This is a genomic window from Croceitalea sp. MTPC5, from assembly GCF_036985505.1.
Lineage (GTDB): Bacteria > Bacteroidota > Bacteroidia > Flavobacteriales > Flavobacteriaceae > Croceitalea.
The window spans coordinates 318,451-339,702 of record NZ_BTGQ01000004.1; the positions used below are offsets into that span (position 1 = coordinate 318,451).

The 21,252-nt window shown below is 41.1% G+C and carries 15 protein-coding genes; 4 read left to right on the top strand and 11 right to left on the bottom strand.

Annotated elements, in window-relative coordinates; all coding sequences use genetic code 11:
* Positions 1-55: 55 nt before the first annotated feature.
* The 3 genes from AACM45_RS14150 to asnB all read right to left on the bottom strand — a co-directional run bounded on the left by AACM45_RS14150 (position 56) and on the right by asnB (position 5,226).
* Positions 56-1,063, bottom strand: coding sequence for a DUF6588 family protein (locus AACM45_RS14150; protein WP_339143493.1), 1,008 nt, complete (start codon positions 1,061-1,063; stop codon positions 56-58).
* Positions 1,064-1,144: 81 nt separating this feature from the next.
* Positions 1,145-3,085, bottom strand: a complete 1,941-nt coding sequence (gyrB, locus tag AACM45_RS14155) for a DNA topoisomerase (ATP-hydrolyzing) subunit B (protein WP_339143494.1) — start codon at positions 3,083-3,085, stop codon at positions 1,145-1,147.
* Between the two features lie 470 nt (positions 3,086-3,555).
* Positions 3,556-5,226, bottom strand: a complete 1,671-nt coding sequence (gene asnB / locus AACM45_RS14160) for an asparagine synthase B (protein WP_339143496.1) — start codon at positions 5,224-5,226, stop codon at positions 3,556-3,558.
* 242 nt (positions 5,227-5,468) lie between these two features.
* Here asnB and AACM45_RS14165 point away from each other — a divergent pair, with 242 nt between their 5' ends.
* The gene (locus AACM45_RS14165; protein ID WP_339143497.1) at positions 5,469-6,008 is read left to right on the top strand and encodes a DUF2911 domain-containing protein; all 540 of its coding nucleotides are present in this window, start codon (positions 5,469-5,471) and stop codon (positions 6,006-6,008) included.
* A gap of 112 nt (positions 6,009-6,120) precedes the next feature.
* Here the strand turns inward: AACM45_RS14165 and AACM45_RS14170 are convergent, their stop codons facing one another.
* From AACM45_RS14170 to AACM45_RS14180, 3 genes are all read right to left on the bottom strand, one after another.
* On the bottom strand, positions 6,121-7,938 hold the full coding sequence (locus AACM45_RS14170) for a DUF885 domain-containing protein (protein ID WP_339143499.1): 1,818 nt from the start codon (positions 7,936-7,938) through the stop codon (positions 6,121-6,123).
* Between the two features lie 54 nt (positions 7,939-7,992).
* Positions 7,993-9,078, bottom strand: a complete 1,086-nt coding sequence (locus tag AACM45_RS14175) for an OmpA family protein (protein WP_339143500.1) — start codon at positions 9,076-9,078, stop codon at positions 7,993-7,995.
* Positions 9,079-9,146: 68 nt separating this feature from the next.
* On the bottom strand, positions 9,147-10,241 hold the full coding sequence (locus tag AACM45_RS14180) for an OmpA family protein (RefSeq protein WP_339143501.1): 1,095 nt from the start codon (positions 10,239-10,241) through the stop codon (positions 9,147-9,149).
* A 155-nt stretch (positions 10,242-10,396) separates the two neighbouring features.
* Between AACM45_RS14180 and AACM45_RS14185 the strand changes: the two genes are divergently transcribed.
* Positions 10,397-10,837 carry a carboxypeptidase-like regulatory domain-containing protein gene (locus tag AACM45_RS14185; protein WP_339143503.1) on the top strand — a complete coding sequence of 147 codons (441 nt, stop codon included), beginning with the start codon at positions 10,397-10,399 and terminating at the stop codon, positions 10,835-10,837.
* Here the strand turns inward: AACM45_RS14185 and AACM45_RS14190 are convergent.
* The 3 genes from AACM45_RS14190 to AACM45_RS14200 are packed head-to-tail and all read right to left on the bottom strand — an operon-like array spanning position 10,827 to position 16,750.
* Positions 10,827-11,921: an OmpA family protein gene (locus tag AACM45_RS14190; protein ID WP_339143504.1), complete on the bottom strand. Its 1,095-nt coding sequence runs from the start codon at positions 11,919-11,921 to the stop codon at positions 10,827-10,829. The two genes, AACM45_RS14185 and AACM45_RS14190, sit on opposite strands and share 11 nt — an antisense overlap.
* A gap of 52 nt (positions 11,922-11,973) precedes the next feature.
* The gene (locus AACM45_RS14195) at positions 11,974-13,722 is read right to left on the bottom strand and encodes a TonB-dependent receptor (protein ID WP_339143505.1); all 1,749 of its coding nucleotides are present in this window, start codon (positions 13,720-13,722) and stop codon (positions 11,974-11,976) included.
* Between the two features lie 10 nt (positions 13,723-13,732).
* Complete coding sequence (locus AACM45_RS14200; RefSeq protein WP_339143507.1) at positions 13,733-16,750, bottom strand: tetratricopeptide repeat protein; 3,018 nt, start codon at positions 16,748-16,750, stop codon at positions 13,733-13,735.
* A 229-nt stretch (positions 16,751-16,979) separates the two neighbouring features.
* Here AACM45_RS14200 and AACM45_RS14205 point away from each other — a divergent pair, with 229 nt between their 5' ends.
* Both AACM45_RS14205 and ppgK read left to right on the top strand, forming a co-directional pair.
* Entirely contained in the window at positions 16,980-17,663 is a 684-nt protein-coding gene (locus AACM45_RS14205) for a cell division ATP-binding protein FtsE (RefSeq protein WP_339143508.1), read from the top strand.
* 126 nt (positions 17,664-17,789) lie between these two features.
* The gene (gene ppgK / locus AACM45_RS14210) at positions 17,790-18,548 is read left to right on the top strand and encodes a polyphosphate--glucose phosphotransferase (protein WP_339143509.1); all 759 of its coding nucleotides are present in this window, start codon (positions 17,790-17,792) and stop codon (positions 18,546-18,548) included.
* A 110-nt stretch (positions 18,549-18,658) separates the two neighbouring features.
* On the opposite strand, the gene typA is transcribed toward ppgK, so the two are convergent.
* Both typA and AACM45_RS14220 read right to left on the bottom strand, forming a co-directional pair.
* Complete coding sequence (gene typA / locus AACM45_RS14215; protein WP_339143511.1) at positions 18,659-20,458, bottom strand: translational GTPase TypA; 1,800 nt, start codon at positions 20,456-20,458, stop codon at positions 18,659-18,661.
* A gap of 163 nt (positions 20,459-20,621) precedes the next feature.
* Positions 20,622-21,203 (bottom strand): hypothetical protein, encoded by a 582-nt coding sequence (locus tag AACM45_RS14220; protein ID WP_339143512.1) that lies wholly within the window; start codon positions 21,201-21,203, stop codon positions 20,622-20,624.
* Positions 21,204-21,252: the final 49 nt, after the last annotated feature.

The following is a 21,252-nucleotide window of genomic DNA, read 5'->3' on the forward strand; positions in this document are numbered from 1 at the left end:
TGAAAATAAAATGCCCCAGTTAATGGGGCATTTTTTGTTCGTATGTCAATCAGTACTATCTAAACCCGAAATTGATACCTGCCGTCAGCGTGTTGAACTGGGCAATATTATATTCTACGTTGAGCCTAAAAAAGCCCAATTTTAATTTTGTACCGATATTAGCGGTAACGCCACTGACATTATTGGATACCGAAAAAGGGTCTGTATAGGTTGCCTGAAATGGTCCAGAACGTACCACGTACTCCCCTAAGACATCGATGTCAGATTTTCCGGTAATATAGCCTAAGCCTCCATAAAAGTTGATGACGGGTATCTTTCGTGTCGATACCACTGCACTAAAATTCCAAGTATTAAAACTTGCATCTATGCGCTGATTCTCGCCATCCACAAGATTTGAATCCGTGAAATCATATGTTCCGTCTAAATTTGTATAACCGATAACGGCAGAAATGGCGACCGGTAATAATTTATCAGCAGGCAATAATTTAGTGAAATCATATTGCAGGCCTGCTCCAAACAAACTTATCTCGGCACTATCCTCAAAATCGATCTTAGGCAAGAACCTAGCCTTCACCTCTAGTCCTTTTATTAGACCAACACTGCCCTGTAGGTACCCTGAAGGGATAAAGTTAAAATCTTCTGATGCCAAACCTGATGGCAACTCAAACCGTTCACTGAACAGGCCATTATCATCAGAGATGATCACCTCGACCCCTGTGATATCACCCAATCCCGTGGCGACCTGCTTTGATTGGCTTCCATCGGTAAAACTCAAATTCTCATAATCGTCAATATCAAGCTCAAAAGACTTTTTATCGTCCTTGTTCCTGAATCCCGTAATATTACCAACAACTGAAATTTCAAATCCACCTAGGGGCTTGGCGTCCGCAGAGTTATACCAACCATTGGAAATACCATAAATCGCCGATTCGGTAACCGGGGCCGTGTAAGCATCGGTAAATCGTTCTGCGTTCTCGATACCCGCAGTCAATATATTATTTAAGCTTTGGGCATTAGCTCCCCATGAACAGGTTAAGAGCAAGAGACCTATGAATTGTTTCATTTTATAAATTTTCTTAAAACTAAAAAACCCGCCCGATTAGGGCGAGTTTTTGTTGTGAAATACCATTATCAATGTACTAAACTATACATCAATGTTGGCATAGACCGCATTCTTTTCGATAAATTCCCTTCTTGGTGGCACCTCATCGCCCATTAGCATTGAGAAGATACGGTCGGTTTCCGTGGCATTATCGATGGAAACTTGGCGAAGTGTCCTGAACTCAGGGTTCATGGTGGTATCCCATAACTGTTCGGCGTTCATTTCACCAAGACCCTTATAGCGTTGTATTCCTGCTGCCCCACCCATGGACTCCACAATCTCATCACGTTCTTTGTCATCCCAGGCGTATCGCCTTTTCGCTCCTTTTTTCACCAGGTACAACGGGGGTGTTGCGATGTAGACATGGCCGCCTTCTATCAACTCACGCATATACCTAAAAAAGAACGTCAAAATCAAGGTCTCAATATGGCTACCATCAACATCGGCATCACACATGATGACCACTTTATGATAGCGCAGCTTTTCGAGGTTCAACGCCTTGCTATCTTCTTCCGTACCAATGGTAACGCCAAGTGCCGTATAAATATTCTTGATTTCCTCGTTCTCAAAAACTTTATGCTGCATGGCTTTCTCGACATTCAAAATCTTACCTCGAAGCGGCAGTATGGCTTGAAACATTCGATCTCGACCTTGTTTTGCAGTACCACCCGCAGAATCACCCTCGACCAAGAAAACCTCACATTTGGTCGGGTCTTGTTCAGAACAATCAGACAACTTCCCTGGTAATCCACCAACGCTCATAGGATTTTTACGTTGTACCATTTCACGTGCCTTGGCAGCGGCGTGACGTGCTTGGGCAGCCAGTTTTACCTTCTCGACGATTTGTTTGGCATCTTCAGGGTGCTCCTCCAAGTAATCAGTAAGCATTTCAGATACCGCCTGACTGACCGCACTTGTGACTTCGCGGTTGCCCAATTTGGTTTTGGTCTGGCCCTCAAACTGTGGTTCCGCGACCTTTACCGAAACTATGGCCGTTAATCCCTCACGGAAATCATCGCCTGAAATTTCAAATTTCAATTTGTCGAGCATTCCCGAGTTATCGGCATATTTCTTTAAGGTACTGGTCAATCCCCTTCTAAACCCTGAAAGATGGGTACCCCCTTCATGGGTATTGATATTGTTTACGTAAGAGTGAAGGTTTTCAGAGTAGCCTGTATTGTAGATCATGGCAACCTCTACGGGAATCCCATTCTTCTCCCCTTCCATAGCAATCACGGACTGAATGAGGGGATCTCTTGTCTCATCAAGAAAACGGATAAATTCTTTCAATCCCTCTTCTGAATGAAAGACTTCTGAGACAAATTCACCTTTCTCATCCTTATTTCTTTTGTCGGTCAACGTAATGGTGATGCCCTTATTCAGGTAGGCCAATTCACGCATTCTGTTCGCGAGCGTCTCATAATTGTATTCCGTAGTCTGCGTAAAGATAATATCGTCAGGAACAAAGGTTACCTCAGTACCCGTCACCTTGCTTTCACCGACACTTTTTACCGGATAAAGTGTTTTACCCCTTTCATATTCCTGCTCCCATATTTTGCCTTCCCTAAAAACCGTGGCTTTCAAGTGCTTGGACAACGCGTTGACACAAGAGACCCCAACACCATGTAGCCCACCGGAAACCTTGTAGGAATCCTTATCAAACTTGCCCCCTGCGCCTATTTTGGTCATAACCACTTCAAGGGCGGAAACCCCTTCTTTTTGATGTAGCCCTACGGGTATACCCCGTCCATTGTCATTTACCGTAATGGAATTGTCTTCGTTGATGGTGACACCAATGGTATCACAGTAACCGCCCATGGCCTCATCGATAGAGTTATCGACCACTTCATAGACCAAATGATGCAATCCCCTCGGCCCAACATCACCTATGTACATTGAGGGACGCATTCTAACATGCTCCATACCCTCTAAGGCTTGGATACTGTCTGCGGAATACTGATTTTTTTTAGCTTCTTCGCTCATAGTTTCAAACTAAATTATTTTGCAAATTTCAAATCTTACAAATATAACGAAAACCTAGTGAAATTAAGGTGTTGCAGCCATTTATCACTTGAAGTTATCAACAAGTTATTGTGGAAAATTATATCAAATCACAAGGTGTATTCCTGAGGTGTGATTCTGAGGATAAAATGTTGATTTACTCCAATTACTTTAACCGGTCTCGCAAAGATTGGGTATGGATATCCATACTCCGTCACGAAGACCCCGAACACTCCGTTAGGGGTCAATTCGACCGGCAAGTTTCTTAGAAACTTGGGTACGACCATCGGCATTTTTTACAACGGACCCCAAACACTTCGTTAGGGGTCAATTCGACCAGCAAGTTTCTTCGAAACTTGGGTCTCATTGACTGGAAAAGCACCCTTGAGGGGTGCTTTTCACGGACTAATTAAAATGAATAAAAAACTACTTGTCCCTAAATGAAAACAAGTTTACTTTATGTAGGCATCATCATGAACATTTGACACTGCCCTCCCTGAAGGATCGTTCATGTTTTTAAACGCCTCATCCCACTCCAAGGCTATTTTGGTACTACAGGCAACGGAAGGCTCTTGAGGAACGCTTAATGCAGCCGCATCTGACGGAAAATGCCCTTCAAAAATAGAACGGTAATAATATTCTTCTTTGGTGGTCGGGGTCTGTATCGGAAATTTAAAGTGGGCATTTTGCAATTGCTCGTCACTTACCGCTTCTTCGACCACTTCTTTTAGGGTATCGATCCAACTATAACCCACCCCGTCTGAGAACTGTTCTTTTTGACGCCATGCCACACTTTCAGGCAAATAAGATTCAAAGGCCTTGCGTACTACCCATTTCTCCATTCGTTCCCCATTTATCATTTTATCTTTGGGGTTAATCCGCATCGCGACATCCATAAACTCTTTATCCAAAAATGGTACACGCCCCTCAATACCCCAAGCAGCCAGCGATTTGTTGGCCCGCAAACAATCGTACATATGCAACTTATCCAATTTGCGCACGGTCTCTTCATGAAAATCCTTTGGGCTCGGGGCCTTGTGAAAGTACAAGTATCCGCCAAATAGCTCATCGGCCCCTTCACCGGAAAGCACCATCTTAATACCCATGGACTTAATGACACGGGCCATCAAATACATTGGGGTAGATGCCCTAATGGTCGTAATATCGTACGTTTCTAAATTGTAGATGACATCCCTAATGGCATCTAGGCCCTCTTGTATGGTAAACTTTATCTCATGATGGACCGTACCTATGTGGTCGGCCACTTTCTGCGCGGCAGCCAAATCGGGGGAACCTTCCAACCCTACCGAAAAGGAATGCAATTGGGGCCACCAAGCATCTTTGGTATCACCCGACTCTATACGTTTTTGTGCGAACTTTTTGGCCAAAGCAGAGGTCACCGATGAATCCAATCCGCCGGACAACAGTACCCCATAGGGTACATCTGACATTAACTGGCGTTTGACCGCAGCCTCTAGAGCATCATGGATTTCCCTAATGCTTGTCTCATTTTCCTTCACTGCTTCATAATCCATCCAATCGCGCTGGTACCACCGTACAAATTCCCCAGTAGCGCTATGCAGGTAATGTCCAGGGGGAAACAGCTCGATCTTGGTACAAGTACCTTCCAAAGCTTTTAATTCAGAGGCTACATAAAAAGTACCATTCTTATCCCATCCGATATAAAGCGGAATAATGCCCATATGATCCCTGGCAATGAAATATTCATCTTTCTCACTGTCGTAAATGGCAAAACCAAAAATACCATTAAGCTCGTCTATAAAATCAACACCTTTTTCTTGATACAATGCCAAAATCACCTCACAATCGGATTGTGTCTGAAACCCGTAAGTACCTTCAAACTGCTTTCGTAATTGTCCATGGTTGTATATCTCACCATTTGCGGCCAATACCAGTTTACCATCTTTACTGAACAAAGGTTGTTTACCTGATGCTGGATCCACAATAGCCAGACGCTCGTGGGCCAAAATTGCTTTCTCACCAGCATAAATTCCATTCCAATCCGGACCACGATGTCTTATTTTTTTAGACATTTCCAACAACTGTGGCCGTAATACCTCGGTGCTTTCCTTAACATCAAACGCACATACAATTCCGCACATAATCTTTTATTGCTAATAATTAGTGATACAAAAATGCAATTGATATTATCATATTAAAACAATAAATCATTTATTGATTACATTTTAAAACAATATCTTGTTTTTATATGATCAATTATCACTTCTTTAAGCAAATACACCTCATTTCAGATATATTCTGAAAGTTGTTCAAATTTTAACGACTCTTTAAAAAAATCACGTAGTTCTTCAAACTACTTTTGAATTCAACTAAAATTTTAAAAATGAAAAAATTCTTATTACCTGTATTATTTGCTTTCACCTTAGTTTTCACTACGGAGGCAACTGCCCAAAAATTTAGCGGATTGGATAAAAGTCCAGCTGATATCGCCTCATTCCCTTCTAGCTATAAAGAATCGAACAAAGTTGCCCGTGTTATTTATGGAAGACCACAATTAAAAGGCCGCTCTATGGATGATTTGGCCCCAGCGGGAAAAGTATGGAGAACCGGTGCCAATGAAGCAGCGGAGGTCACCTTTTACCAAGATGTAACTTTTGGCGGAGAGAAAGTAGCGGCCGGCACATATGCATTGTTCACTATACCCGGCGAAGGCGAATGGACGGTTATATTGAACAAGAACCTGAACCAATGGGGAGCTTATTCGTATGACAACGCGGCCGATGTTGTTCGTGTAACTTCAAAGGCTTCTACAGACGGGGAATCATTGGAAGCATTTTCCATTGCTTTTAAAGAGGTAGAAGGCGGAGCGCACTTGGTTATGGGCTGGGGAACCACAAGAGTTGCCACACCTGTGATGTTATAAATTTCCCTTTATGAGCAAAAAGACCCCTAAAGCAATTGCTTTAGGGGTTTTTTATTTCCAAGGTTCTTGACGGAATAGCAAGGGAAAAATACACACGGCGAATCCATTACTTTTAATTTTCATTGATCCATCCCTCAATTTTCTTTTCCAACAAAATAAGCGGCAAACTACCCGTATTCAATACTTGGTCATGAAATTCCCGAACATCAAATGCTTCCCCAAGTGCTTTTTCAGCCTTGGTTCGCAGTTCCCGAATTTTTAATTGCCCAATTTTATACGACAATGCCTGACCCGGAGTCGCCATATAGCGCTCTATTTCAGCTGTTATCCCTTCTAACGAGTCAGCCTCATTATCCAAGGAGTATTGAATGGCCTCTTCGCGTGTCCACCCTTTTGCATGCATACCGGTATCAACGACCAATCTAATGGCACGGTGCATTTCCATACTTAGCATACCAAAATACTGGTAAGGGTCGGTATACAGCCCCAGCTCCTTACCCAAAGATTCTGCATACAAGGCCCAACCCTCAACAAATACGCCAAGGCTTTCTGGATGCAAAAATTCAGGCAAATCTCCATTTTCTTGCTGCAAGGATAACTGAAAATGGTGCCCAGGAATCGCTTCATGCAGAAATAGGGCTTCGCTTGTCAAAAGATTAAACTTCTCAACTTCAGGTATCGGAACATAAAACACCCCTGGCCTTGAACCATCTTTTGAACCGGGAACATATTCCGCACTTGCCGAAGCTTCTCGAAATGCTTCGGTTCTTCTAACCTTAAAACCTGCTTTTGGTCGCAAATTAAAAACGGAATCCAACTTAATGTCAATCTTTTCTTCTATGGATTCAAAATAGGCAATCACTTGCTCAGGCTGGTCAAAAGGCATAAGCTTTTCAGTACTGCGCACCTCATCAAAAAACGCCTTTAAATCTCCCTGAAAGCCTGAAGCCTGCATGGCCTTCTCCATTTCCCTGCGTATTCTGGCCACCTCCCTTTTACCTAATTCATGAATCTCATCAGCCGTCATATTGGTAGAAGTGTGCAAACGTATCAAATACGCATAAGTCTCCGCACCATTTGATAAAGCCCCAATACCTGATGTTGAACGACCATGGGGTAAATACTCCTCTTTTAAAAACCTTTTGAGCATGGCATATTTCGGAATCACCCGTTCTGAAATAATCGCTATATACGCCTCTTTTAATCGTTTGGAATCGTCTGGGGAAAATGTTTCTGGCAGGTTTAGAATCGGCTTGTAGAATATGTGTTGTTCCACTGGTTTTGAAACGAAATCTTCTAATTGTGGAATCATTTTTACAATCAAACTTCTGGGTAAAACCACATCTTTTTCGAGACCTTCCTTCATTTTGGTCATGCTGGTATCTAAAAATGTTAAGTAATCTTCAATGCGTTTTAACCAATTCTCATAATCTTTTATCGTTTGAAAGGGATGAACACTTGAACCACCGGCCAATTGGGCAACATATAAGTGCAATGACTGTATCTGACCTAGAGGAAAAAGCTCTAGTGTAGGTAGGTTGTAAATTGGTGAGGTAATGACAGCCAATTCATTCTTCAGACCTTCTTTTTTAATGGAACAATCCCACTGCATCACTTCCAGTGCAAGTCGTCGGGTCTCATTCAAGCCCAACGTATCGACCTTCTCGATACGGGTCAAAAAAGCATCATATTCATCAACCAAATGTTTTTGATAATCATCGGAGATATAATCTGCTATAGTATCATTAAAAGCAGTGTAACCTGCTTTTGTGGCCTCAATAGGATTGATTCGGAGTTTGAATTGCTGGTAATCGTCAAAAAGTATTTCTAAATTTTGTGAGGATACTACTTCTCTTGAGGTTTCGGATTCTATACATCCTCCAAAAAAAATAAAAAAGGAAATACAGAATAGTGGTATTCGGTTGGGCATTTTAATCAGGCTTTATTCAAAAATAAGCAATTGAAAGAAGCCGTCTAAAACCTGCTAATGGTCTTCAAATTCGGTAATCACAAATTCGACCCTTCTATTGGCATCGCGCTCCTTATTCGAAGTGCCTGAATATAGTGGCATTTTATCACCCTTTCCTTCCCAGCTGATTCGCATTTTGTCAAGCCCTAGTTCTTGTAAATAAAGTGCTACTGCCCTAGCCCTTCTTGAAGAGAGGTACTTGTTATAATTTTCTGAACCGAGGTCATCGGTATGACCATAGATCTCTAGATGAACTTTAGGGTTTTTATGCAAATGGGCATATACTTTACGAACCTCGATTTTGGCCTTTTCGGTAAGTTTAAAATCATCAAACTCAAATTGTAATTGATCCAATACAAAAGGTTGGTTCATTTCAAATTCCTGTCTGGGTATCAAAACAAGTGAAACATCATCAATATAATAGTACGACAAGGTCTTTTGATTGCTTTCCTTTTGGTTTAAGCGGATAGTTCTCGAGTGCCTATCATCTTTAAAGTTACCGAAGGTCACATATTTTTCGTAACCCTTTGCCTCAAACTCACCCTCGACCAGGGCCCATGCATCGCTATCAAAAATGGTACGTTTCACCTTCAACTTCACATAAGAAAACCGATCGACCCCAAATCGGTTCAACCGTCGTGGAGACAGATTTTGATTGGTTTCAATATTTAAAGGGTCTTGGGTCATCAGCACTGAGGCCTCTTGTATGGCAAGTACTGATATTTCTGCTAAACTCAAACGAAAGGAAACCTTGTAGTAATTACCTTTCCCTAATTTTTCCTTGAGCTCAAATTGGATATACTCTCGATAATCATTCGGACTTAAAAGATAAAGACCTGCATAGGCCTCCCCTTCGAAAGCAGGTTGGGTACCATTAAAATTTTTTGGGATACCGACATCATTGGTTCCGCAGATATGAAAATAATCCGTTGAGCCTTTGGTCGGGGCTTTTAAATGTCTGCTATCGTTAGATAGATTCCCTATTGCTGATGGACAGGAATGGTAATTCTCAAAACCCCCATTGATCACCAGATTTTGGGCGGTCAGGGGGATTTGGAAAAAATAAATCATCATCACGACAAAAGGTATCCTTTCTGTCATCATCTTCAGTTTATCATACACGCCACCCCCGTGCAGTGTATTACTTATTTGATCATATGCTACATATGCTATTGATCATCAAAATTGGTCATCACAAACTCTACCTTTTGATTGGCAGGTTTATTGTCTTTTATGTTTCCATTGCGCAAGGGTTTGGTATCACCAACACCTTCCCAGACCAGTCGACTATCGTCAATACCCAGTTTTTTAAGGTAAAGTGCTACGGCCCTTGCCCGCAAAGAGGAAACGAACTTATTATACTCTGGAGTGCCGGCATCATGGGAATGCCCTGTAATCTTTAACTGTACCTCTGCATTGGCTTTTAAATACTTGAATATCTTTTTGACACTGGCCATTGCCTCTTCATCGAGTTCGTATCCCTTTGGTTCGAAAGGTTTATGTTCTAAAACATAAATCTTATCTTTTTCATAGTTCACTCGTGGTAATTCTTCCAACACCAGATTATCAACAAAGTAATATGAGAAATCACCAGAGGTAACTGATTTTCCATTTTCTAAGAGTACCGTATTTTCATTAGATTGGAAATTGCCCAGAACAATATGATTTTCAAATCCCTTAGCGTCAAATTCAGCGGTAAGTGTGACCCATCCTTCTTTATTTGACAAGGAATTGTCCGCTTTCAAAGCCACCTCATGAAATTCCATACCTTCTTGTAAATCGACCCTAGATGCCGTTAATACAGCACTATTTGGCACACTTACTTTTTGATTGGTCAACACGATTGACATATTCTTTAAGGCCAAGGTGCTTGTTTCGGCCAAACTGACTTGTAAAGAGAGTTTATATGGGTGTTTTTCCCTAAGCGTTTTTGAGGTATTCAACTGAATATATTCCCTGTAATCGTTCAATGCATAAAAATAAAGACCAGCATAGCCTTTACCGTTACTGGCCGTTTGTGAACCTTTAAAGTTATTGGGAACGTTAAAGTCGTTGGTGCCGCATTCATTGAAATAGTCCCCTGAACTTGGGGTCGGCAATGATACGTCTTTGAGTAGCATATCAAATGCCATTCTATTTGACGGGCAAGCCTTATATGCTTCAAAAGAGGGATTAAGAATTAGGTTTTGAGCTACGCCGTAGCTACTGAATAAAAGAGCTACACAAAGAAAAGTGATACTACGAGAGGCTTTGATACTAAACATAATCTATGTATTGATTTGGGCTCTCGTACCACTATAAACGCCATATGATTTTGATTATTGTCTATTGTTAAATTTCTTCAAGGTCTTTGCGCTTCATCGATTTGTGGACACTAATTTCAGAGAACCCACGTTACAATATTCCAAATCTTACGGTAATGCGCATTTTAACCACTGTGCTTCTACTCTTTTCGATGCCCTATTTTGGCTCAGGTCAAAATACGATTTCGGGAAAAGTCGTTGATGAACTCGGTCTTCCTGTCTATTTGGCTGCAATTAGCCTAGATACCACGGATGAGGCTACTTATTCTGATTATGAAGGTTCTTTCGTATTGACCAGTAATAAAGATTTTCACTGGAAGGTAAGCATATCGTCACAAGGTTATCAAACCGAGTCTTTCTTTGTACTGAGCGGCGGTCGTACCGAAGATATCGTATTGCAATACGATGAGGAGATGCGAAAATTAATCAACGGAACGTCAAGTATTTTTCATAGGTTCTTTCAACACCCTTTGGATCGAGAAATCTTATTTCCCAAGCGTAAAATTGAATTGGCAAGCACGCTCTTCTTTGGTGGCGATTACAAATTCACTCCATAGTCTTTAAAATAAATTCTACCCTTCTATTATGTGACCTACCCTGTTCGTTGGAATTATTCGTGATGGGGTCTTTACTACCATGGCCTACCCATGATACGCGTTCAGTTGCTATGCCCACACTAACAAAATAGTCGGCGATTGACTTCGCCCGTTTTTCAGAAAGTCTTTTGTTATATAGGTCATTACCGTAACTATCGGTATGCCCATGAATTTCAATCATCAATTCGGGAGCTGCGTTCAATCGTTCCCGAATGAATTCCAGTTCCTTTATTGCATCGCCATCTATTGTATACTTATCAAAGCTAAAATGAATATTCTTTAGCACGAATAGACTATCTTTTTTCAATTCCCTATCCGCTTCGACAGAAGGCCCTTGGTTTGCCAATTGTAATGAAATCATATCGATATAATAGTAAGCCCCTTTCTTGGTCTCTTTTCTTTTGGTCTGTACTTTTCTTGTTTTTTGATTGCTGCGAAGGTTACCGAGAATCAGGTATTTTTCATAACCCTCGGCCGTAAAACTTAGGGTTACCTTCAACCAATCGGATTTGTCTTCATGAAATTCTGGATGATTGATTTCCATCGTATGGAATCGGTTGCCGCTATTACTGAATAAACGGCCTCTAGACAACGCTTTCTTGGTATCTATTTGCAATTCTTTATAAGTGAATAACACCCCGAAATCCTTTACTGCGAAATCGGAGCCCTCGGCCAAGCTGATATAAAAACTTAAGTTATAGAATACGCCTTTTCGAAGTGTTTTTTTGAGTGGTACTTGAATGTATTCCCTATAATCAGATGGCGCATAAAAGTAGAGGCCGGCATAGCCCTTGCCGAACTTAACCTGTTGGACACCATTGAAGTTTTCTGGGGCACCCATTACGATACTACAGGTGTTGAAATAATCTGTAGACCCTTTTGTCGGGGTGGTCCAAGAGGTAACATCATCTTTGAAGGTGCCCAAGGTTTTTGGGCAGGCATCAAAACGTTCAAAACTAGGGTTCTTGACCAGATTTTGGCAATGCAGATGAAATCCGATCAATAGAAAACCAAAAAGAATATGTCTGCGATTACAACCGATCATAACCTATAGCAAAGTAGGCCTAAGATAACAAATCAGACCACAATGCTATTCGCTATAGATCAAACTTATAAGATACCCCGGCTAAAGCTTGAAAACTTTGTACCCTGAAATTATGCCACTGTTCGTAGCTGTTGTTGGCCAAATTATTGAATTTGGCAAATGCCGACAGCTGTTTGTTAAAACGATACCCGATATGGGCATTGACATCAAAAAAGCTTTCCAAGGTTACTATTTCAGATGGAAACAAATTGGGTGGTGTATTGGCCTGTGCAACTGAAACCAAGTCTTCGCGCTCCCCAACAAAAAATAGGTTGGCACCGGCAAACCACTGCTCCGTAATTTGATAATCCATAAATAAAGAACCTTTGACCTCAGGTAAGTTCCATGCCGGATTGTCCGTTTCCGTGTTGTAGTTGTAGTATTCGGCATTTAAGCCAAACGAAAATTTGCGGTTGACATCAACATTCAACTCGGCAAAAACACCAAATGTTCTAAGGTCATCATAAAACACTTGAAATGAATTGCCAAAATTATAGCCTTGCGCATCTGTTCTACCCACATTCTGAGGATTTAAAAAGAATAAGGGCCTTCTATTTTCCGCCAGATAGGATCCTTTAATATTGTAGCCGACATTTGAAAAGAGCTGTCCCCTCAACCCTAAGTACCCTTCATATTGTTGGTCTGTAGGCTGAATAAACAACGTTGGTGAAACAAATGGGTTGTCATTCACAAAATCATGATATGAGTTCTGTTTTAAATCACCTACGATACCTGCATAGGCAATCACCTGTTCATCCATGACCCGATACGATGCCGTAACCGTTGGATAGATGTAAAAACTGCCACTGCTGTCTTCTATATCCATTCCGTAAACCAAGTTTGCACCCAAGTTTAAGGTCAGTTCATCACGTAAAACCACAAAACTAGGATTTATCCCTACCTGAAAATGACCGTAATCGATACCTGTTTCGTTGACAGTATTGTTCAAATCGTCATTTTCAAAACTACCGCTAACATAATCGACCTTGGTCTTGAAGTTCACCAATTCATCCGTAATGGGCAGTTCAATTTCCGTATTCAGTACCACTCTGTTTTCACCAGATTCCGAGGAATCCCAAAACCGCCTTAGGAGTATATCGCCATGTTTAAAAAAGGAATCTTCTACAGTCAGGTTTGCCTTCGCTTCGGCATTGAAATAGTTTTGTTGTTCGTCAATACCATCGATTTGCGCCTGGGTGAACACACCACTTTCAAGACCGTACCAATTGTACAACTGGTGCTGCAATCCGACACTGGCTCCCCAATTATAATCACGATCTTTTTTAGCGTATGAAACGTCGAGTTTCGTATTGTAAAAATCAGTTTCTAAAGGCGTACTCTCAATATCACCTCGAGATGAATGATGGTTCAAACCTACATCCAATAAATCCTCATCCCTACCCAACTTACTGCTTGTGTAAAACTCGACTAGCGCATTGTTGAAATTTCCTAAGCCTACCGACGCATAGGAGTTATAGAGAATAGGAGGCGGAAGCTTTTCAACTTTCGCCGCCTTTGCTTTTGCCGGGGTAAATGTTGAAGCAACAGGTACCGAAAAGATATTATAGGTTATTTTCTTTTTTTGCAACACAATGGAATCGTTCAAAATTGGCGCAACCTTAATTTTAAAGGCATCGGAAACCGTAGGGGAATATGGCTTTACCACCGTTACGGTTTCAGTGCCGATAGTATCGGTTTCTTGGGCTTTTACCGAACCCAAAACGACTAGACAAAGTATCGTGGATAAAATGGTTTTCTGCATGGTGTCCTGATTAATTTCCATTCGGATTGACTGATGAGTTGACTTCTGCCTGGCGTGATTTTATCAATGAAAGCTCTCCTTTGGCATTGGCGACGATTTCATCGAATTCTGCAAAATTCTCAATGACACTTTCCAAAATATAGGTCGCTTGAAAGGCATCATCCAAAGCATAAAAATTCTTGGCCATGATTACCAACCCCTTTCCACCCCATTCTTTATACGCCGAATAGTCTTTTACCAATTTTTGGACCGATACATTTGAGGCTTCAAAATTTTCCTTCTTGTTCTTAAAAAAAGCATCGTAGTACCATGCTTCTGCGGCAACCTCGCCCGATGCTATTTTTTTGACCTCAGCAAAAGCGGTTTCAGCAATTTGTTCATTACCCGTTTCAATGGCGGCACGAGCAATCATAATCTGGGCATCACTTTTTATCCTATTGTCGATATTAGGGGCGGCCAGAACCTTTTCTGCGTAAGCAATGGTTTTTTCATAGTCTTTTCGACCATAATACCCTTTCATCAAATTAGATTGGGCAAAGGTTCTATTCTGCGCAATCTCTGCGGTATTCTCCAGCCGCTCTAAAAAGGGGATGGCATTTTTATAATCTTCTTTTGCCACATATATTTCACAGACCCTCGTTAGTGCCTGCTCACTATATTCACTAGTTCCATTTTCAGCCACGTTTGCATAAAGCGGTAAGGCCTTATCCTTATCTCCTTGGGAAAAATACAATTGTGCCAATGAAAAATTTACCTGATTGGAGTGAAGCCCATTGGGAAACTCTTTCAAGTAGGCTTCAAAACCCTTGATGGCAACATCAGTTTTACCCTCGGCATACTTTCGATTTGCCGCCTCAAAGCTGGCCTCGTCAAGTTCTGAATCCGTTACCTCAACAAAATCAAGGTTTCTGGCCCATGCGGCATATTCGCTTACACGCCCCATATCAACATAAACCAATTTTGCAGTTGCCACTGCTTGCTTGGCTTCTTGACTTTTAGGATAGTCATTTACCACACCTTTCAGTTTTGTCAAAGCTTTTTCATTACGTCCGGCATTGTAGTGTACCAATCCCTGGCGTAGCATAGCCCTTGGGGCAAACTTACTACGGGCATATTTTGAGATTAGCCTATCATAGCTGCGTAACCCCTCAGTTTCTTGAGTATTCTTCACGTAGGTATTGCCCAGTTCAAAAAGTGCATCGTCTTGTAGTGAGGATTTTGGATAGCGATCTACAAACCTTATCAATTCTTCAATCTTTGCTGGATTCTTACCTAAGAACCCATTACATATCGCCTTTTGAAATGCTGCATAATCACGTTCCGAACCATTCATTTGCGACGCCTTGTCATAAGCCGAAATCGCTGATTGGTAGTTACTTGTCACGAAGTAACTATCGCCTAAGCGGATCAATGCGTCATTGGACTGCTCTTGATTACTATTCGCTGAGACATTTTTAAAATAGGAAATGGCCTTATCGTATTGCTTTAATTTGAAATGACAATATCCTAAGTTGTAATCCAATTGTTCAAATTCATCCGTTGTTGTTGCCTCCGGATTTTGTTTGAACTTCATAAAACCTTCTAAAGCTTCGTCAAAACGGTTTAAACGATACGTTGCTTCTGCCCTCCAATATCTTGCCCTTGCCTCAAAATATCCATTTTCTGGATTCTTCAAAGATTTTGAGAATCGCTCTACGGCCAATTCATAATCCCCGTCAATGAATAATTCCACTCCCCTATAAAAAGCAACTTTTTGGTAGGTTTCCCTGCTTGCGTAGCCTGAGTTTTTCTCTAGCAACGTCATGGCACCCTCAAAGTTTTTTGAAGTGATATAAGAATCTACGAGCAAGGTCTGCAACTCTTCTTGTCTTTCATCTTTTGGGTACTTTTCTAAATAAGCCCTAATAACCTGTGGTACTGGTTCGTAGGCATTACCTATTTCATAACTCAACCTTGCATAGTTGAGTAGCGCATCCCTTTCAATAGCTTCGTTGAATTCCATTTCAGAGGCATTGCGAAATGCATTCAGTGCTTCAGATTTTTTTTCCAACTTCAGGTAGCACTCCGCCAAGTGATAATAAGCGTTCTGGGCCACACCGTTTGTACCATCGATAATTTTATTGAATTGCCCAATAGCGGCTTCAAAATCATCTTGTTTGTAGTAGCTATATCCTAAAAGGTAAAAATCAGTGTTGCTCCATCTTCCCCGCTTGCCTTTATACGCTTTTAAATATGGGATGGCGTCATCGTACTTTTCTAAATTGAAGTAGCTCTCGCCAATGACTTTGTTCAATTCAGAAATTTCCCTACGATCTGACTTTGGCAGTTGTTTTTTGGCCATTTCAATGGCTTTTTCAAAATTGCCCAGTTTAAAATTTAAGTCCGCTTGATAATAGGAAAGTTTTTCTTCTAGAACTTTCGGGTCTGATATTTCATCGAATCGCTCATTCGCGCCATCATAATCGTCTTGTTCATAAGCGATATAGCCCATATAATACTTTGCTTGGGCTCCATATTTTTCAGAAGTGAGTACTTTATTGAGGTATTTTTCAGCTTCTTTGGGCCTGTTCGAAGCATAATAGGCATATCCGATGTTAAAATTGAACTTTTCCATGTCTTTTCGCGACATGGCGCTTTGGTCGACTTTCCTGTACCATTTTAAGGCATAAGGATATTTACCCGTTTCAAAATAATAATCGGCAACATCCATAAAAGCGGAATTGCGCTTAGTGGAAGTTGGGTAACGTTCCACAAAGTCTTCCATGAGTTTGTCGGCTCCCCGTTGGTTCAACCGAACCGCGGCATTTGCTGCATAATAGACGCTATTAGCCTCGGTCTCGTAGTCTTTCGTACTGGTCTTGACTTTTTCAAAAAGTGCTTGGGCTGCTTGATATTGTTGGTTGTTATACAAGGCCAAAGCATCTTGAAACTGCTTTTGCTCGTGGGTATATACCTTGGTTTCTTGTGAAAAACCTAAAACCAAAAGACCTAAAAAGAGTGCTAAAAAAACGGAAGTGGTTCGATTCATAGTGTTCTACGCTGTTCTCGATTGATGATACCATAACGTTAAAATTCGAATGAAAGTATATCAATCAATTTCAAGTCCAAAGTTTCCAGTTTTAACTTTCAGGTTTCGAATACCCAGAAAAAATCATAATTTGGTTCGTAGAGAACTTAGTATTTTTGGGAATCGCAAGGTTAGGATCATTTTTTTAATAAGACCACTGCCTTGAAACCTTTAACCCGAAACTAAAAGAATGTCGGAAACCATATTAAAATTACAGGATGTATCCGTTTTTCAAAATGAAAATCTCATTCTGAGCAATATTACCCTTGAAGTAAAAAAGGGTGAGTTTGTATACATTATCGGAAAGACCGGAAGTGGAAAAAGTAGCTTTATGAAGACGCTCTATGCCGATATTCCGCTTCGTGAAGGTTATGGTACCGTTGTGGATTTCAGCCTAAAGTCGCTTCAAGAAAAGGACATCCCTTTCTTACGTAGAAAATTGGGAATCGTCTTTCAAGACTTCAAATTGCTACCTGACCGAAATATCAATAATAACTTGCAATTTGTGCTTAAAGCAACGGGGTGGACAGACCATTCAAAAATGGATGCCAAAATTGAAGCCGTATTGGATAAAGTGGGCATGAAAACCAAGGGCTTTAAGTTTCCCCATGAACTCTCGGGTGGAGAACAACAACGCGTAGCCATTGCAAGGGCCCTGTTGAACGATCCGGAATTGATTCTTGCTGATGAACCAACCGGTAATTTAGATCCCCAAACCAGTGTAGAGGTAATGCGGGTCTTGCAAGAAATCAACGAAAGTGGACGTACCATCATTATGTCTACCCATGATTATGCCCTGATCTTAAAATATCCGCACAAAACCATCAAATGTGATGGCAGCAAGATGTTTGAGGTGATTCAAAAAGCTATGTGATTTTTCATAACCTTAATACTTCATAAGGAAATTCAAAAAAAAGTCGTCGACGAACTTCTATTCTTGATTTAGAATTGACCAAAAAGATTTTTGTTTCTTTGTGAAAACTAAAATTTCTTTCCTTTTATGGAACTTCTCGGAATTGATGTCGGTGGATCGGGTATCAAAGGTGCCTTGGTCAATGCCGAAACAGGCGAAATGTTGACGGAACGATTTCGCATTCCCACGCCCAAATCAAGAAAACCTGACGAGATGGCGGAGGTCATCAAACAAATCGCAGATCATTTTAAGTATCACGGACCCATTGGTTGTGGATTTCCTACCATCGTAAAAAATGGGGTTTGCAAATCTCCCGGCAATTTGCACAAAAGCTGGATGGGCGTTAACATTGACGAACTTCTTACCAGAGTAACAGGTCGAGAGGTTACGGTTCTCAATGATGCGGACGCTGCTGGATATGCTTCAATGAACTATGGCGTTGGAAAAGACAAGCAAGGCCTCGTTGTTATGATTACCATTGGAACAGGACTGGGCAGCGGTGCTTTTTTCAATGGGCAATTGATCCCCAATTTTGAGCTCGGCCAAATACCTTATAAGGATTATAAAAAAATTGAACTTTGGGCAGCGGCATCGGCAAAAGAACGCGAAGGATTATCATATGAGAAATGGGGAAAACGCTTCAACAAGTTTTTACGATACGTTGAGCTGATCATTGCACCAGACCTCATTATCGTTGGTGGGGGCACCTCAAAAAAATGGAAGGAGTTTCAACACCTTATTGATGTTGAGACCGATGTTGTAAAGGCAGAATTGATGAACCATGCCGGAATCATTGGTGCGGCGATAGGCTGTTTACGCGAACACCATCACGGACACCTAAGTTAGTGGTTAGTGGTTAGTGGTTAGTGGTTAGTGGAAATTAATGAATTCGAGTTGTCAAAACTATTCTTCATAGTTCTCAACCACCAACGGACTACCGTTCACTGTTTATTAACCTAGGTAATCTTATTGCGCTTGCGGTCTACTTCTTTTAAATAAATCTTTCTTAAACGAAGGTGATTTGGGGTTACTTCGACATACTCATCTTTTTGAATATATTCCAAAGCCTCTTCCAACGAAAACTTTATTGCCGGAACAATCTTAGCCTTATCGTCAGCACCCGCAGAACGTACGTTTGATAATTTCTTGGTTTTCGTTACGTTTACCGTCATATCATCTTGGCGTGAGTTTTCGCCGATAACCTGACCTTCATAAATATCCTCTCCCGGGTCAATAAAGAACTTACCCCTATCTTGCAGTTTGTCAATGGAGTACGGAATTGCAGTACCATTTTCCATAGACACTAAAGAGCCATTCAAACGTTGCGCAATATCCCCTTTCAGAGGTTGGTATTCTAAAAAGCGGTGTGCCATTATCGCCTCACCCGCAGTTGCGGTCAACAATTGGTTTCTCAAACCTATTATCCCTCTCGAAGGGATTATAAATTCACATAACATTCGGGAACCTTTAGCTTCCATACTGGTCATTTCCCCCTTGCGGATAGAGACCATTTCAACGGCCTTTCCAGAAACTTCTTCAGGTAAATCGATAGTCAAATGTTCTACAGGTTCGCACTTTACCCCGTCAATCCCTTTAATGATCACCTGTGGTTGGCCAATTTGAAGTTCATATCCCTCACGTCGCATCGTCTCGATCAAAACGGAAAGGTGCAATACCCCACGGCCGAATACCATGAACTTATCGGCACTATCGGTTTCTTCAACACGAAGGGCCAAGTTTTTCTCTAACTCTTTTTCAAGACGCTCCTTAATATGGCGAGAAGTCACGAATTTACCATCTTTACCAAAAAATGGACTGTCGTTTATCGTGAACAACATGCTCATTGTTGGCTCATCAATAGCTATGGTCTTTAACTTTTCAGGGTTTTCAAGATCGGCAACCGTATCGCCTATTTCAAAACCTTCCATACCCACAATGGCACAAATATCACCGGTTTTGACCTCTTGCACTTTTTGACGGCCCAAGCCCTCAAAAGTAAAAAGCTCTTTAATCTTCGATTTTACGACCGTTCCATCACGTTTTACCAAAGAAATCTGCTGTCCTTCCTTCAAGGTACCCCGGGTTAACCTACCAATGGCAATACGACCTGTGAATGAAGAAAAATCCAATGAGGTAATCAGCATTTGGGTAGTTCCCTCTTCTGGTTTGAATTCAGGTACATGGTCGATGACCATATCCAACAATGGTTCTATATTTGACGTTGGTTTTTGCCAATCCTCACTCATCCAATTTTGTTTGGCAGAACCGTAAACCGTCGGAAAATCCAATTGCCATTCTTCAGCACCCAGCTCAAACATCAAATCAAAAACTTTCTCATGAACTTCCTCTGGGGTACAATTTTCTTTATCGACCTTATTAATGACCACACAAGGTTTTAGGCCTAAATCAATAGCTTTCTGTAATACAAATCGGGTTTGCGGCATAGGCCCTTCAAAGGCATCTACCAAAAGTAGAACGCCATCGGCCATATTCAAAACACGTTCTACCTCGCCTCCGAAATCGGCGTGACCGGGGGTGTCAATGATATTGATTTTAGTGTCTTTGTAGACTACGGAAACGTTTTTTGATACAATGGTAATTCCGCGCTCCCGCTCTAAATCATTGTTATCCAAAATCAAATCACCTTTGTTTTCGTTTTCACGAAACAACTGACAATGATACATGATTTTATCAACCAAGGTGGTTTTACCGTGGTCAACGTGTGCAATGATGGCGATATTCTTGATCTTGGACATAACCTCTAATTTTGAGCCTGCAAAGGTACTGCTAATTTCTGCTTATCAGACAAAGGTTATGTTATTTTTATCTTATTGAATTTTAAATAGTTATCAATTTATAAATAACCCAAGAAGAAATTGAACAACAATTAGGGAAATCGAATTTGGTTAGTGCCAACGTTTAGTCTTCTTTAAAATATATGGCCTTTGACTTACGTTTGGTGGCCACCCACCCTATTTTTAAGTTAACTATCGGGCCAAACCCTGAAGGTACGCCATCACCTCGATAGTAACCAACGCCTGTTGAAATATCAAAGTTAATCCCTTTTTTAAGGGTACGTTGTACACCGTAAAGCACCCCATAATAGCCAATATTGAAATCATCAAAGGGTATATCGCTGGCAAAAATAAGTGGGTCGAAATATATGGAACGTGCTGCGGCAAAGTAATTTCCAGAATTTCCTGCTATGTATTTATTATTCCTGATCCTTCTTTTTAGGTTATGGTAATACCTATACTCGGTATTCAGTGCTAAACCAAAAGCATAGCCTTCTTCATAATAGGCCAAACCAAGCCCTAGACCACCGACCGCAGTCTGGTTTTTAAAGATTCCGATCTCGAAATCAATGCCGGGACTCAACAAATTAAATCTCAACTGCAGGTTTTCCACAATTTTGGGTTTCGAGCCTTTTTCTGAAATAAGCTGTGAGCACAAAGGCGAGATGATGGATAACAACAGTAGTAGTGTACTTATTTTTTTCAAATCGGTCGGTTTTGATAAATCAAACATATCATTTCAAAAACAAATTCAT